Source organism: Marinicrinis lubricantis (assembly GCF_042658665.1).
Lineage (GTDB): Bacteria > Bacillota > Bacilli > Paenibacillales > KCTC-33676 > Marinicrinis > Marinicrinis lubricantis.
Map to the genome: position 1 here is coordinate 1 of NZ_JBHSQV010000127.1, position 14,819 is coordinate 14,819.

Genomic DNA, 14,819 nt, shown 5'->3' on the forward strand with positions numbered 1-14,819 from the left:
GCACAAAATTAGCTTGTGATCGCATAAACCGTCAGTTGCAGCTTGATGTAGCTTAATTTTTGAACTGTAAATTTGTAGTCGGGTTAGTCTACAGTTTTTTAGAACGATGCATTATGAAATTGATTCGAGTATCATATAGAACATGATCTGCTGCTTTAAAATTAAACAAGACGTGAACTTTCCGATAAGAAACGGATGTGACAAGGGATGGGCACGAAGGAACCCATATATTTTGAATATGGCACAGAAGAGATAGAGTATTTGAAGAGTGCGGATCCAATAATGGGTGAAGTGATTACAAGAATAGGCACCGTGAAGCGGGTTGTCATTCCCGACCTGTTCGCAGCACTTATGAATGCGATGGTATCACAGCTCGTATCAACAAAGGCGGCTCAGACCATTTGGGATCGGATGCAGGAACGTTTCGGTGAAATAACTCCGGAGAATATGTCGAAGCAGCCGGCAGATGCAATTCAGCAGTGCGGCATGACGATGAAAAAAGCGGTTTACATCCAAAATGCAGCCAGGATGGTTCAGGAAGGTGTACTCGATTTACAGGCTTTGGATGAACAATCCGATGACGAGGTGGTTCAAAGTCTAAGCTCCCTGCCGGGTGTAGGTAGGTGGACAGCGGAGATGCTGCTCATTCATTCCATGCAGCGGCGGGATGTCGTCAGCTGGGGTGACTTGGCTATACGCCGCGGCATGATGAAATTGTACGAACTTCCAGATTTAACGAAAAAACAGTTCGAGACGTACCGGCAAAGATATTCACCGTATGGTACGATCGCTTCATTTTATTTGTGGGCGGTTGCAGCGGAATGACGAATGGTTACGTTTTGCTCTAACTGAAGCAGTTTTGATTTCATCTCGATACCGCCGCGATACCCGGTCAGTGCTCCATTCTTCCCGATCACTCGGTGACATGGTACAGCGATAAGAAGGGGATTGGCCCCAATCGCTGTGCCGACCGCTCGTACTGCAGATAATTTTCCGATTTGCTCGGCAATGTCAGAGTAGGAGACGCTATGTCCATAAGGTATGCAGCACAAAGATTTCCATACGGTGAGTTGAAACGGGGTTCCTTTCAGGTCTAATGGAAATGTAAATTGCTGCAATTTTCCTTTGGCATATTGAATGATTTGTTCAGCGAAGGGCTGAAGGGTGTGTTCATCTCGGATTAAGCTGTGGACAGGAAATACTTTCTGGATACATCTTGCTGCTTCCTCGAAGCTGCCATGGGGCGAACCGATATAGCAAAGTCCATCAGGAGAAGCTGCAATATATAGCTGCCAAGGCTCGATAGAGATTTGAGTCCAGCGGATGAAGTTTTCACGGTTCATTTTACCTCGCTCCTTTATCAACAATCCGTAAGAATGAATAAACGCTATGATCAGTATACCTATTAAGATGAACCGCTGTATGCAGTTATGAATGAATGAGCAAGATAACAACAGCGCAGTTTTATGCGAATTGAGTATCGACTTCCCATGCTTGTCCGCATCGTAAATCAAAGGTAAAATGGTGACATATCGGGTTTCGGAATCAGCTCAAGGATGGATGCGGCATATTTTGATGTAGATCGGCTGCCTGAACACATGGTTAAGAGTCATAGTGTGATCATTCGGGGTTATATCCGGTGGAGAGAACAGCCAATTCTGTGCAGCATTAGGTTCGAAAATGTAAGGATTCAAGAGGTGCTGTATGAAAAGAAGGATTTTGATCGAGTCTTTACTTTTCAGCGGACTAGTCATTGTGGGTTATTTCATCTGGAAGACTTTAAGAGGCTATTACACGACCAAGACATACGTCCCTGATATATTGGAAAAGTATGAAAATGTAGATGGTTTGCAACATGAAGTATCGTTTGGCGTGGCGAATTCCTATGAAGCTTGGCCTGTCGTGTTCGCCGTATTTATCGGACTTAGCAGCGCCTACTGCATTCTTCGAATAGGAATCCGAATTTTACGGAGGAAACGGGTAGAAAGCGATTAAAGAAATTCATCTCCCGATAAAAAAATTTAACAACAATTGCAGATGATAAAAAATGGAAAACAATGATATAATGGAATTATACTGATTTTTTTATTCACAGTTATGCAATTTTATTCGTATATGGAAACGTTATCAACAGATGGAGTGTTCGAACTTCTTGAAGACTATCGTCACATGGATAGGTTTTGAATGATTCACCCAAGTTCAAATTTCTGGGAGGAGTGTTATCATGAAAGCAGAATTGAGAAAGCTGTCGATCATGGACGGTGAAGTGCTTTATCGTATGGCCTTAGAAATTGGACCAAGTGAATATGGCTTCGTGAATGGTCTATATGTCGATACTTTTGAAGAGTTTCAAGAGAAGGTCCAGCAGTATATTAATATGTCACAAGGGAAGAATTTGGGTCCCGATATGGTACCCCAAACCGTGTATTGGCTCTATATCGATGGTGAGCCCGTCGGGTACGGAAAACTGAGACATGAGCTGAATGATGAACTGCGAAGCTATGGAGGGCATATTCGTTTCGTTATCCGTCCTTCCTGCCGCGGAAAGGGATATGGAAAAATATTTATGGGCGAGCTTCTGAAAGAAGCCAAACGGAAAAAGATCGGCTTAGTATTAATCACCTGTGACCAAGATAATTTAGCCTCAAGAAGAGTGATTGAAGCGAACTACGGCGTATTGTCCGAACTCAAGGATGGGGTTTGCAAATATTGGATGCGTACGTAAAGTGAGTTTATTACATTTTATATAGCAGAGGATGCAGATATATTCTATGAACTCTCCATTTGCATTTACTAGAATCGGTTACGTGTATCTTCCAACAACCCATATCGATCATTCTATTGAATGGTACACCGCGAATTTGAATTTCAAGATGATCAACAAATTCGAAGATCGTGGTTCGTACCTGGCCGTGCTGCACCATCCCCACAAACATGCTATTGCATTGCTGCTGATTGAAACAACCGACCCTCAAAGCTTTCAATTGATGAGAAATGGAAAGCCGTTTCCGGTGATGGCGATCAATTGCCCCGATATTGAATATACCCACCGCCTGCTGAAGGAACGTGGTGTGGAAGTTGAGCCTTTGCATACGCTGGGTGCCGGGGAAGCCAAGTACTTCTATTTTCGAGATCCTGAGGGGAATTTGCTTGAGGCCGCATGGTCCATCTGGGATCCTGAGGATGAAATGAAAGAAGATTTTTTACGATAATTCATTCGTATGATTACTTAGGAGGCCGCGTATGAATACAGAATCGATAGAAGAGAAGCTGCAGTCGATGGGTATAAGGTTGCCTGAAGCGAGCGGTCCAGCGGCAAAATACGTCAATGCGGTCATCGTGAACGGGTTGATGTTCGTATCCGGTAAAGGACCGGGAAGTCAGCCGAAAGGAAAACTAGGTAAGGACTTCTCGACCGAGGAAGGATACTTGTTTGCCCGGGAAACGGCAGTCGAGGTGCTGGCAGCCGTGAAGGAACAACTTGGCAGCTTGGATAAGGTGAAGCGAGTCGTCAAAATTCAAGGCTTTGTGAACGCTGATCCTTCCTTTGAAGAGCATCACAAAGTGCTGAATGGCTGCTCAGATCTGCTCATCGAGCTGTTCGGAGAGAAGGGGCTGCATGCCAGGTCTGTGTTTGGCGCGGTGTCTGTTCGAGATCAATTACCGATCATTATCGACTCCATCTTCGAGGTGGAATATTGATGAATGATACGTTGAAAGCGGCCAAGGAAGTGTCCATTCAAGCGATTAGGGAAGCCGGTCAAGTGGTGAAAGACCATTTTGGCCGGTTTTCTGTGCTGCAGGAAAAAGGAGCTTACGGAGATGTCGTCACAGAAGCAGATGTTATGGCAGAACAAGTGATATTAAGAGAGATAACGAGATTCTTTCCCGATCATCAAATTCACAGCGAGGAAACAGGAGACAATGGACAAGCCAGCGATTGGCTCTGGATGGTAGATCCGCTGGACGGTACGAACAACTTCGTCATCGGGCTGCCTGTGTTTTCATGCTCAATTACGCTGCTGTATAAATTCGAGCCCGTGATGGGGGTCATCTATGAACCGATCATGGACCGTTTATTTTTCACAAGCCGATCCGAAGGGGCTTTTTGCAACAATGAACGAATGAGGGTGAACAAAAAGGCAGAGCTGCGAAAAGGCACGATTGGCTGGATTCAAGGCCATGTCGTTCAAAATGATGCACGTGCGGTTCACTTGCGACAGCATCTGGATATTCATTTTAAAAGAATGATGAGATTGTGGGCTCCTACGCTTCAGTGGTGTATGCTGGCCAAAGGGGATTTGGATGGCATCGTCCTGTACAACTCCGAAGGGGATGATCTTTACTCCGGCATGCTGATGGTAAAGGAAGCGGGAGGGCTGGTCATGGATTTTCAAGGCAACGAAGTAGATGGGATGATAGAGGAGCCGTATTTGATCGCGTGCCATCCCGAGCATAAAGATGATTTTCTAGATGTCGTGCGAGCAGGTCTTTGTTCCCAATAAGCTCGTTCTGTATCGCGGGATTGTGCAGCGTTTGTAGAAAGTTGTTTGTTTTTGTACCATTTTCACGTATCAATTGATATAATTTACTACTAAAGAATGGAGTGATAGGAAGAACGGTTCAGGAGGAAAATTATGTTGGAGCATCATCCGATACAAAGAAAGCTAGAAGCGGCCCGCCAGGAGCTGCTTGATTTAGGTCTTCGAAACCCTCTCTTAAATTACCGCACCCTCAAAGCTCGCGGACTCGAAATAGTTCAGGAAAAGCCGACAGAGGTTTTTCGCATTCTGGTCAGCCAGAAGCGTAAAATGACCTTCTTGGAAGTGAACTCCGCTAAAGAACAGCCTCAATCCGAACTTGTCGTGAGTGACCATCAGGACGATGTTTTGTTTCCCATAGATCATGAACAAGTAGAATTGGAAGTCAGCGGTCAGCCGGAGGAGACTTCAGAACCTCTGGAGCATGAAATCGACTCGAAGCTGCAAACCCCTTATGTGGAGAAACAGCTGGAACAGCGGCTTCTCAATACGTATTATTACGCTAGAACCTATATTGAAGAGCAGGGTGTCAATATCCTCTATATGGCACTCGGCATGCTGCATTGGAAGGAAGCAGGGCACAGTCAAGAGCTGCGCAAGGCTCCGCTGCTTCTCGTTCCTGTTCAGCTGGATCGGGTCAGTGCACGGCATCGTTTTACCCTGTCATATACAGAGGATGAGATCGGTCATAATATTTCACTTTCTGCAAAAATGAAAGCAGATTTCGGTGTGGATATACCTGCGCTGCCGGAAGATGGAGATCCGGACATCGTTTCGTACTTTCAAGAGGTGAAGCGGGCGATCGAAGGGCAGAAAGGCTGGATGGTCGATACGAATTCGATCGTTATCGGCTTCTTTTCGTTCGGGAAATTTTTGATGTACCGTGATTTGGATACCGCATTATGGCCGGAACATGCCAGGCCGGAGAACCATCCGGTTATTACGGCTTTGCTGGAGGATGGATTTCAAGAGGAATCCAGTACAATTCCTGAGGATGATTCGCTCGATAAGCACATTCGTTTGGCGGATTCGAATCACATCCTGGATGCTGACAGTTCTCAGCTCATGGCGATCCTGGATGCGGCTCAAGGGCGCAATATGGTCATTCAAGGGCCACCGGGAACGGGGAAATCTCAGACGATCACGAACCTGATCGCCGAATCTATCGGCGCAGGTAAAAAGGTATTGTTCGTATCGGAAAAGATGGCTGCGCTCGAAGTCGTTAAGCGAAGGCTGGATGCAGCTGGATTAGGTGTGGCCTGCTTAGAGCTGCACAGCCATAAGACGAACAAAAAAACACTGCTGAGTGAGCTGAAATCAACATTGGATCTCGGAAAACCCGGTGATCCAGGAGATGGAGATATCGCGCTTCTGGAGGATTTGCGGAACCGCTTGAATGAATATGGCGAGGCACTCAATTCACCTGTAGGCCAAACCGGTGTTACGCCTTACACAGCGCTTGGAGAGCTTGTTCGTTTTGCAAGCCATCAATCGCAGGTCACCTTGCCGAAAGTCTCGGCATCATTAATGGAGAGCTGGACTGCGGAACAATTCAAGAAACGGGAAGCCCTTCTGGAAGAGCTGCAAAATCTTATTCGATCAATCGGTTCGCCTGCCAAGCACCCGTTCTGGGGGAGCTTAAAGAAAGTCGTTCTTCCAGCGGATGTGGATGAGCTGCGCCAAGCCGCTTCAGCCGCGAGAGAGAAGGCGCAAGCGCTCATAAGCCTGCTTCAAAATGACGCTGCTGAGCTTCAAGTCCCGATGCCGACACACATGTCAGGAGCACTCGCGTTTGTCACAATGCTTGACAAGACCGCCGCTGCTCCGGAAATTCAGCACGTATCGCTCCATTCGCCGCTTTGGAAAAGCGACGCAGAACGAATAATGAAATGGATCGAAGCAGGCGAAGCGTATGCAAGCCTGCGTAAAAAGTATGACTCCATTCTGCTGCCGGAAGCATGGGAGCAGGAGCTTTTGGATATTCGGCAGACGATTGCTGCGTACTCGGATAAATGGTGGAGGTTCTTATCCGGAAGCTATCGTAAGGCGAAAAGCCGTTTGCTCGGTTTGTGTAAAGATCCGAAGCAGAAAACGGCCACGCTGATAGAGATCGTAGATACCGTAATGGAGGCGCGCCGTCTAAAGGAAACCATCATGAGCCACGAGCAGTTAGGTATTACCTTATTCTCATCACAGTGGAGAGGGATGGATTCGGATTGGCGGCAGTTGTCAGCCGTCTGTGCCTGGACCGTAAAGCTGCATGAGGAAATTCAAGACGGACAGCTTCCGGAGTGGACGCTAGATGTGTTGAGCGGAAATAAGGATAAAGCAGAATTAGTCAAAATGAAAAGCGAACTGGCTACAGCAACGAGGGAGGTTCATCGCACAGCGAGCAGAGTCACCGAGCTGGCGGAATTTTCTACAGAAAGACGATTTGGCAGCGATGCAGAGTTGGACGAACAGGAATTATCCGTGCTGATTGATCTATGGACGGATTGGTCGGAGCGGGCAGAGGCTCTACAGGAAATGGCTTCTTACAACCAGCTAATTCAAGTCTGCGAGCAGGAACAGCTGCAGCCATTTACAGCATTGGCTGAGCACTGGGATGATGCCGAGGAGCGGCTTGTGGATGCCTTTAAATGGAATGGGTATCAAATCATCGTGACGAAGGCATTCATAGAGCGTCCGGCGCTTGCCCAATTCGACAGCAGCAGGCACGAGCATGCCGTTCAAAAGTTCAGAGAGCTGGATCAATCGCTTGCTTTGCTGAACCGAGTGAAGCTGGCGCTGCATCACTGGAACAAACTGCCGAGCTATGAAGCCGGCGGGCAGTTAGGTGTACTGCTGCGAGAATTTGAGAAGAAAACGAGACACCTTCCGATCAGACAGTTGATGCTGAAAGCGGGCAATGCGATCCAAGCCATTAAACCGATTTTTATGATGGGTCCGCTGTCGATTTCAACTTATCTGCAGCCCGGCAGTCTGGAATTCGATCTGGTCATCTTTGACGAGGCGAGTCAAGTGAAGCCTGTGGATGCTTTCGGAGCGATTATTCGCGCCAAGCAGGCCATTGTGGTCGGTGACAGCAAGCAGATGCCTCCGACCAACTTCTTCGACTCGATTTCGAAGGAGGACGAAGGGGAAGAGGATCTTTTCGTAGCGGATATGGAGAGTATTCTCGGATTGTTTGTTGGACAGAACGCTCCGCAGCGTATGCTGAGATGGCATTATCGCAGCCGTCATGAATCGCTGATCATGGTGTCCAATCATGAGTTCTATGAAAATAAGCTGGTCGTATTTCCGAGTCCAGACGCGGATAAGCATCATTCTGGTTTAATATACAATTATTTGCCGCATACGTATTATGATCGAGGCCGAACAAGGACGAATCCGCTGGAAGCCAAAACGGTCGCTGAAGCGGTGATGGAGCATGCAAAATCGCGCCCCCATCTTACGTTAGGGGTGGCCGCGTTCAGCAAGGTACAGATGGAGGCTATACAGAATGAGCTGGAAATTCTGCGGAGAGCCGATCCGTCTTGTGAGTCGTTCTTTACCTCTCATCTTCACGAACCTTTCTTCGTGAAGAACTTAGAAAACGTTCAAGGGGATGAACGAGACGTCATATTGATCAGCATCGGCTACGGAAAAACGAGCGAAGGCTACCTGGCGATGGATTTCGGTCCGCTGAACCGCGAAGGCGGTGAACGCAGATTGAACGTATTGATTACCAGAGCAAGACTGCGTTGTGAAGTGTTCACGAATCTATCCTCCGACGATATCGACCTGAATCGTTCCAATGCTCGGGGGGTAAAAGCGTTAAAGACTTTCCTGAAGTATGCCGACAGTGGGCAACTAGATATTCCCGTTGCCACAGGGAAGGACTTTGATTCCCCGTTTGAGCAAGCGGTCAGTGAATCGTTAATGAAACTGGGTTATGAAGTGAAGAGTCAGGTCGGTTCCGGTGGTTTCTTTATCGATTTGGCAGTCGTTGATCCGCAGTCGCCAGGCCGATTTTTGCTGGGGATCGAATGTGATGGAGCGGCTTACCACAGCTCTCGTTCGGCACGAGATCGTGATCGGCTCAGGCAGGAGGTGCTGGAAGGTCTTGGCTGGAGGATTCATCGGGTATGGAGTACGGACTGGTTCAGACATCCGGAACGTGAGCTGAAGCGGGTAGTCGCAGCGATCGAGGAGGCGAAAATGGATTGCACAGCCGAGGATTCTGAAAGCCTTGATACGAATTTGCCGCATGTGGCCTATGAAATTGAGCGAGATGATTCTGTCTCGAAGGAATCGGAAACCGGGGCAGAGCCATATCGTGCAGCGGAGCTTCATATCGATTTAAAGGGCAAGGATTTTCATACGATGCCGCTTCCTTTGGTGTCATCATGGGTGCTTCAAGTGGTAGAAGCAGAGAGTCCAGTCCATGTGAATGAGGTCATGAAACGCATTACGGATGCTGCTGGTCTGAAACGATTAGGAAGCAGAATTCAAGAGCATCTTGAACAGGCGATTGAGAATGCCGGAGAAGTAGAGCGAAGAGGAGAATTCCTCTGGCTGAAAGGCATGCAGACGGCAACAGTAAGGAATCGATCCGCGCTGACAAACAAGAAAGTGGATTATATCGCGAAGGAAGAGATGGAGGCAGCTATTGAAAAAGTTGTGCGGGAATGCTTTGGAGCGGATGAAGATACGGTGATTCATTCCGTAGTTCAAACGCTTGGATTCGCTCGGGTAACGGACGACATCAGAGCTTATGTGAAGCCGATCATCGAATATATGATAGAAAACCAAGCGCTTCTGCTTAAAAACAACATGCTGATCGCTGCCCCGAACCTAGATGAGGAAAACGAAGCTTAGTCTAAAGGGCAAGTCTCTAATTAAACTAATCTGTATGGTTGCTCATTTCTGACTTGTTGGCGGTGGCGAAACATATTGGGTGACCGTCTTGTTGATGCGATTTCACTGCTCAGGGTCATGCGAAAAGAAAGGCGTAAAAAAACAAGGTATCTTGATAAAATCAAGGATGACCTTGTTTTTTTTGTGTGTACCCATCGGAAGGGATCTGAACTTACGAGTGAAGTCATCATGTGGTCCTTAATCTTTTCTACCACATGAAGGCGAACGATAGACTGATAACGGCGACACATAGGAGGATCAGATTTTGCCGCAGCGATAGTTTTTTTGTTTGTTTCGTTACGAACCAGCCTTTGAATTGCAGGAGATTGCGGTATAAGATCAGGAGAATGCAGAAGTTCCCGATAAATAGCAGCAAAAATGCGTTATCCGGAATATGAAGGGAGAAATGAGAGAGAAGCCAGCCTTCCAATCCGACCAGTAATCCATGGCCCAGAAGAAGAAGGATGACAACACGAATATATTCCAGTAGGAATAGTACAATGTTCATAGTCGATTCCTCCGTTTCTGCCCGAATGCAATCAGGGATTTACACCGTTCGATTTATGAAATTCATGTAAACGAAAGCGCGCCCCTAATAAACAAGGTATACTGAAATCAATTTCATCACATCATTCGCTGTCTCAACCAAAAGTACATAGCATATCAATGCTAACGATTCAAATGAGGTTATAAAAAGGTACCGTTCTTATGCAGGTTCGTAAATAACAAAAAAACTTATAATTGTAATTATACCACAATTTGGATTGCTTATTTAACGATATTCATAGGGCAAATCATGTTGCTGTGAAGCAATTTTTCATAAGGTTGTATCACGACTAAAGTATAGACAAATGATGGGGAATCATGGAACAATGGACGAGACGTGAAAAGAACAGGACGGTGAGTGAAAGATGTTGGTCTTGTTCTCGTTCAGATGAAGCCTTGTTTCAAACTAAGATTCGAGGGGATTGAACACATGGCAGTAGAACAAGTGAAACAAGTCGGAAAGCTAAGAAGGTTGCTTGAAGTTATTATCGTTTCTACAAAGCTTGGATTGACTTCCTTTGGAGGACCGGTAGCTCATCTAGGATATTTTCAACATGAATATATTCAAAAAAGGAAATGGTTAGATGAACGCAGTTATGCCGATTTGGTTGCATTATGTCAATTTCTTCCGGGCCCTGCCAGCAGTCAAGTAGGGATTGGGATTGGACTCATGCGTGCCGGCATTCTGGGCGGCATTTGTTCTTTTATAGGGTTCACTCTGCCATCGGTGCTAGCGCTCGTCCTGTTCGCTCTTTTCATGCAGGGGTTTGAAGTGAGCAGCTCTGGGTGGCTGCACGGCTTGAAAATCGTTGCGGTCGCCATCGTGGCGCAAGCGATATGGAATATGGGGCAAAAGCTGGCTCCGGATAAGATCCGCATGACCATTGCGATCGCTGCGGCATCAGCTGCACTGCTTTGGGCGTCGGCACTCAGTCAAATTGTCATCATTCTTGCGTCGGCATGTGCAGGTATTCTGCTCTACAGGCGGCCTATAGAGCCAAGGCAGCAGCACATCCCGGTGCCTGTACGACGCTCCGCTGCGGTCTTTTGCTTCGTTTTATTTTTCCTCCTGCTTTTCCTCCTGCCGATACTAAGAGAAGCGTCGGGCAATGACTGGGTGGCGTTCTTCGACAGCTTTTACCGCTCGGGCTCGCTCGTATTTGGTGGAGGTCATGTTGTGCTCCCGCTGTTGGAAAGTGAACTCGTCACACCAGGATGGATGAGTTCATCCGACTTTTTAGCGGGATATGGAGCGGCACAAGCCGTGCCTGGTCCGTTGTTTACGTTTGCGGCGTATGCGGGAGCGGTGATGGATGGGTGGATGGGAGCGATGGTCGCAACGGCAGCAATCTTTTTACCTGCTTTCTTGCTGGTGATTGGAGTTATGCCTTTTTGGGATCGGCTGCGGAGCATTCGCATGGTCCAAGCTGCCCTCACAGGTGTGAATGCCGCTGTCGTCGGTATTTTGCTGGCTGCGCTTTACGATCCGATATGGACGAGCACGATCAGCTCTTCAAAGGACTTCGTGCTAGCGATGATTCTGTTCATCATGCTCATAGCTTGGAAATGTCCTCCGTGGGTTGTGGTTCTCGCCGGGGCAGCCTTCGGAGCGTGGTTTTTATAATGTTAACCCGTATCGTCTTATCGCCAGCAAAAGGTACATAGGTTAAAATAAGACTCGAGGTGGTTATAGATGCGTATTGGCGCAGTTGAAGCAGGAGGAACAAAATTTGTTTGCGGAATTGGTAATGAATTCGGCAGCATCGAAGAAAGAATCAGCTTTCCCACAGAACAGCCGGACGTGACTTTGCCGAAAGTTATTGATTTTTTTAAGGACAAGCAGGTCGAGGCGATCGGGATCGGTACATTCGGACCGATTAACATCGACCGCAGCAGCGATCAGTACGGACATGTAACTACGACACCGAAGCCGGGCTGGTCAGGATTTGATTTCTTAGGAACGATGAAGCGTGCCATTGATGTGCCGTATGGCTGGGACACGGATGTGAATGCAGCTGCGTACGGGGAATCGATGTGGGGCGCAGCCCAAAATTTAGACAGCTGCGTATATTACACGATTGGAACCGGAATTGGCGCTGGTGTACTGGCGGAAGGGCGGTTGGTCCATGGTTTGGTTCATCCTGAAGCCGGTCATATCATGGTGCGGAAGCATCCAGACGATACTTTCGAAGGGTTTTGCCCATATCATGGTGACTGCCTGGAAGGGGTAGCAGCAGGACCTGCCATTGAGAAGCGCTGGAAGCAAAAAGCGTACGAGCTTCCGGAGGATCATCCAGCTTGGCAAATGGAAGCCTATTACATAAGTCAAGCGGTGATCAGTGCGATTTTGATGCTTTCTCCGAAGAAGATTATTTTAGGCGGCGGTGTCATGAAACAGCAGCAGCTGTTCCCTTTGATTCACGAGGAAGTGAAGAAGGGATTGAATGGCTATGTAGGTGCAGACGCGGTCGTTAAGCATATAGACCAATATATTGTGCCGCCGGGTTTAGGAGATAACGCGGGCCTGTGCGGTGCGTTAGCGCTGGGGCTAGCTGCTCTCAGTGAACATAGGGACAAATAAAAAACGCGTGTATTACATGTGATTTGAAAGCCTGACAAGCATTCCATTCTTATGGAGCTTGACAGGCTTTTTGGCATTCAGTTTGGTTTCTCATATTTCACTCAAATGATGGAAACGATACATTTGACAGAATAAGGGGGTGAAGAAGTTGGCACAGACTGGATTGGCGCCGCATGAATATATGGAGATCCATGAACTGCTCAACTTTAAAACGATTTGCCTCGCCAAATCGAAAATGATGCAGGGTTTAGTCTTTGATGAGGAATTAAAAGCGTTAATGCAAAAAGATGTGCAGCAAACGACACAAGCGATTCAGGATATACAGAAGCTTTATACGCAAGGTCATGTCCACTAATCGGAGGTGAAAGCAGATGAATCAAGACTATTTAGATCCGATCAATGCGGTAGGCATGCCAGAGCTGGCAGATGCGACGTTCGCACTCGATTTTCTGTTGGCTGCGAAAAATGGGGTTCGCAACTGTGCGTTCGCTTTGTCGGAAACGGCGACGCCTGAGGTTAGAATGCTGCTAAGAAAGCTGCTCGATGAAGCTTTGCTGCTTCACGAGGAGGTATCTCAGCTCATGATACGCAAGGGCTGGCTGTTCCCTTATGGCTCCGCGCAGCAGGTTGAGCTCGATATGAAATCGGCCAATACGGCCGTTCAAATCGCAGGCATGGAGCTGTTCCCGAACCCGACTTCGCGTGATGGCCTGTTTGCAACGCGAGAACCATGAACTTGGGAGGAGACTGATTGATGAAAGCTGTAACGTTTCAAGGCATAAAAGACGTACAGGTGAAGCAGGTTGACGATCCGAAAATCGAGAAACCAGACGATATCATCATCAAATTAACGACGACGGGAATATGCGGATCGGATCTGCATCTGATACACGGAATGATTCCTAACCTGCCTCAAGGCTATATTATCGGCCACGAACCGATGGGTGTCGTTGAGGAAGTGGGTCCGGAGGTGACGAAGGTGAAGAAGGGGGATCGTGTAATCATCCCTTTCACCATCAGCTGCGGAGAATGCTTTTACTGTAAAAATCAGTTGGAGAGCCAATGTGATCAGTCCAATCCGAACGGGGAGATGGGCGCGTATTTTGGTTATTCGGAGACAACTGGCGGATATCCGGGCGGGCAAGCAGAATATTTGCGCGTTCCATACGGGAATTTTGTTCCTTTCAAAATTCCCGAAAATAACGAGGTGGACGATGAGAAGCTGTGCCTCATTGCCGATGTAATGCCGACAGCATATTGGAGTGTAGATAATGCCGGAGTCAAGGATGGGGATACCGTCATCGTGCTGGGATGCGGTCCCGTCGGATTAATGGCGCAAAAATTCGCTTGGCTGAAAGGAGCTAAGCGGGTCATTGCCGTAGATTATGTACAATATCGGCTGGACCATGCGATGCGAACGAACCATGTTGAAGCGATCAACTTTGAAAAGGAACAAAATATCGGCAGCTACTTAAAGGAAATTACGCAAGGCGGCGCAGATGTTGTGATTGACTGTGTCGGCATGGACGGGAAAATGACCCCGATGGAGTTTCTTGCATCGGGCCTCAAGCTTCATGGCGGAGCCATGGGAGCTCTCGTTGCAGCGACTCAGGCTGTTAGAAAGGGCGGCATGATCCAAGTGACGGGGGTGTACGGTGCGAGATACAATGCTTTTCCATTCGGAGATATTTTCATGCGTAATGTGAATATTCGCACAGGCCAGGCTCCAGTTATTCACTATATGCCGCAGATGTACGAGCTGGTGACAGAAGGCAGAGTCGATCCAGGCGATATTATAACCCATGTGCTGCCGCTGGATGAAGCGAAGCACGGATACGAGATATTTGATACGAAGGCGGACGGCTGTATTAAGGTCGTGTTGAAACCGTAAAGGAGGACCATATCAGAGGAGGTGAACGAAGCCATGCAGCAAAATCAGTACGCCTTGCACGAAACGGTGGATCTTCATGAAATGGCGGTCTTTAAGACAACCAGCTTAACGAAGTCGAAAACGATGCAGATGCTGGTTTCTGACCCGGAATTAAAACAATTGATGCAGCAGGATGTGAAAATGACCACTCGTCAGCTCGAGGAAATTCAACAGCTGCTGTCCAAAGCAAATGTGTAGGTAGTGTCAAAAGATTTATGAAAACTACCTAAAGGGTTAGCTTCTCTCCTATTTACTGGAAGGAGATGCGCCGCAATCGCTCTTGACAAACACGCCAATGGTTTGAGGATTGTTTAACAAGGGC

General features: G+C 47.5%; 15 protein-coding genes. 13 read left to right on the forward strand and 2 right to left on the reverse strand.

Annotation, left to right across the window (positions count from 1 at the left end):
- Positions 1–207 precede the first annotated feature (207 nt).
- Positions 208–825: a DNA-3-methyladenine glycosylase family protein gene (locus ACFPXP_RS09665; protein WP_379894000.1), complete on the forward strand. Its 618-nt coding sequence runs from the start codon at positions 208–210 to the stop codon at positions 823–825.
- Here the strand turns inward: ACFPXP_RS09665 and ACFPXP_RS09670 are convergent.
- Positions 798–1,343, reverse strand: a complete 546-nt coding sequence (locus ACFPXP_RS09670) for a methylated-DNA--[protein]-cysteine S-methyltransferase (RefSeq protein ID WP_379894001.1) — start codon at positions 1,341–1,343, stop codon at positions 798–800. The genes ACFPXP_RS09665 and ACFPXP_RS09670 overlap by 28 nt on opposite strands.
- A gap of 361 nt (positions 1,344–1,704) precedes the next feature.
- Between ACFPXP_RS09670 and ACFPXP_RS09675 the strand changes: the two genes are divergently transcribed.
- The 6 genes from ACFPXP_RS09675 to ACFPXP_RS09700 all read left to right on the forward strand — a co-directional run bounded on the left by ACFPXP_RS09675 (position 1,705) and on the right by ACFPXP_RS09700 (position 9,401).
- A complete protein-coding gene (locus ACFPXP_RS09675; protein WP_379894002.1) occupies positions 1,705–1,995 on the forward strand; it encodes a hypothetical protein in 291 nt (96 codons plus the stop codon).
- A gap of 229 nt (positions 1,996–2,224) precedes the next feature.
- Positions 2,225–2,725, forward strand: a complete 501-nt coding sequence (locus tag ACFPXP_RS09680) for a GNAT family N-acetyltransferase (protein ID WP_379894003.1) — start codon at positions 2,225–2,227, stop codon at positions 2,723–2,725.
- Positions 2,726–2,771: 46 nt separating this feature from the next.
- Positions 2,772–3,212 carry a VOC family protein gene (locus ACFPXP_RS09685; protein ID WP_379894004.1) on the forward strand — a complete coding sequence of 147 codons (441 nt, stop codon included), beginning with the start codon at positions 2,772–2,774 and terminating at the stop codon, positions 3,210–3,212.
- Between the two features lie 31 nt (positions 3,213–3,243).
- The gene (locus ACFPXP_RS09690; RefSeq protein ID WP_379894005.1) at positions 3,244–3,702 is read left to right on the forward strand and encodes a RidA family protein; all 459 of its coding nucleotides are present in this window, start codon (positions 3,244–3,246) and stop codon (positions 3,700–3,702) included.
- Positions 3,702–4,505 carry an inositol monophosphatase family protein gene (locus ACFPXP_RS09695; protein ID WP_379894006.1) on the forward strand — a complete coding sequence of 268 codons (804 nt, stop codon included), beginning with the start codon at positions 3,702–3,704 and terminating at the stop codon, positions 4,503–4,505. Before ACFPXP_RS09690 ends, ACFPXP_RS09695 begins: the two co-directional genes overlap by 1 nt.
- A 132-nt stretch (positions 4,506–4,637) precedes the next feature.
- Positions 4,638–9,401, forward strand: coding sequence for a DUF3320 domain-containing protein (locus ACFPXP_RS09700; RefSeq protein WP_379894007.1), 4,764 nt, complete (start codon positions 4,638–4,640; stop codon positions 9,399–9,401).
- Positions 9,402–9,648: 247 nt separating this feature from the next.
- Here ACFPXP_RS09700 and ACFPXP_RS09705 read toward each other — a convergent pair whose 3' ends face one another.
- On the reverse strand, positions 9,649–9,948 hold the full coding sequence (locus ACFPXP_RS09705; protein ID WP_379894008.1) for a hypothetical protein: 300 nt from the start codon (positions 9,946–9,948) through the stop codon (positions 9,649–9,651).
- A gap of 468 nt (positions 9,949–10,416) precedes the next feature.
- Between ACFPXP_RS09705 and ACFPXP_RS09710 the strand changes: the two genes are divergently transcribed.
- The 6 genes from ACFPXP_RS09710 (at position 10,417) to ACFPXP_RS09735 (ending at position 14,695) form a co-directional block, all read left to right on the forward strand.
- The gene (locus tag ACFPXP_RS09710; RefSeq protein ID WP_379894009.1) at positions 10,417–11,610 is read left to right on the forward strand and encodes a chromate transporter; all 1,194 of its coding nucleotides are present in this window, start codon (positions 10,417–10,419) and stop codon (positions 11,608–11,610) included.
- A 69-nt stretch (positions 11,611–11,679) separates the two neighbouring features.
- Positions 11,680–12,567 (forward strand): ROK family protein, encoded by an 888-nt coding sequence (locus ACFPXP_RS09715; RefSeq protein ID WP_379894010.1) that lies wholly within the window; start codon positions 11,680–11,682, stop codon positions 12,565–12,567.
- Positions 12,568–12,715: 148 nt separating this feature from the next.
- The gene (locus tag ACFPXP_RS09720; RefSeq protein WP_379894011.1) at positions 12,716–12,922 is read left to right on the forward strand and encodes a spore coat protein; all 207 of its coding nucleotides are present in this window, start codon (positions 12,716–12,718) and stop codon (positions 12,920–12,922) included.
- Between the two features lie 16 nt (positions 12,923–12,938).
- Positions 12,939–13,301 carry a spore coat protein gene (locus ACFPXP_RS09725; RefSeq protein WP_379894012.1) on the forward strand — a complete coding sequence of 121 codons (363 nt, stop codon included), beginning with the start codon at positions 12,939–12,941 and terminating at the stop codon, positions 13,299–13,301.
- 20 nt (positions 13,302–13,321) lie between these two features.
- Positions 13,322–14,458 carry a zinc-dependent alcohol dehydrogenase gene (locus tag ACFPXP_RS09730; RefSeq protein WP_379894013.1) on the forward strand — a complete coding sequence of 379 codons (1,137 nt, stop codon included), beginning with the start codon at positions 13,322–13,324 and terminating at the stop codon, positions 14,456–14,458.
- A 33-nt stretch (positions 14,459–14,491) separates the two neighbouring features.
- A complete protein-coding gene (locus ACFPXP_RS09735; protein ID WP_379894014.1) occupies positions 14,492–14,695 on the forward strand; it encodes a hypothetical protein in 204 nt (67 codons plus the stop codon).
- Positions 14,696–14,819: the final 124 nt, after the last annotated feature.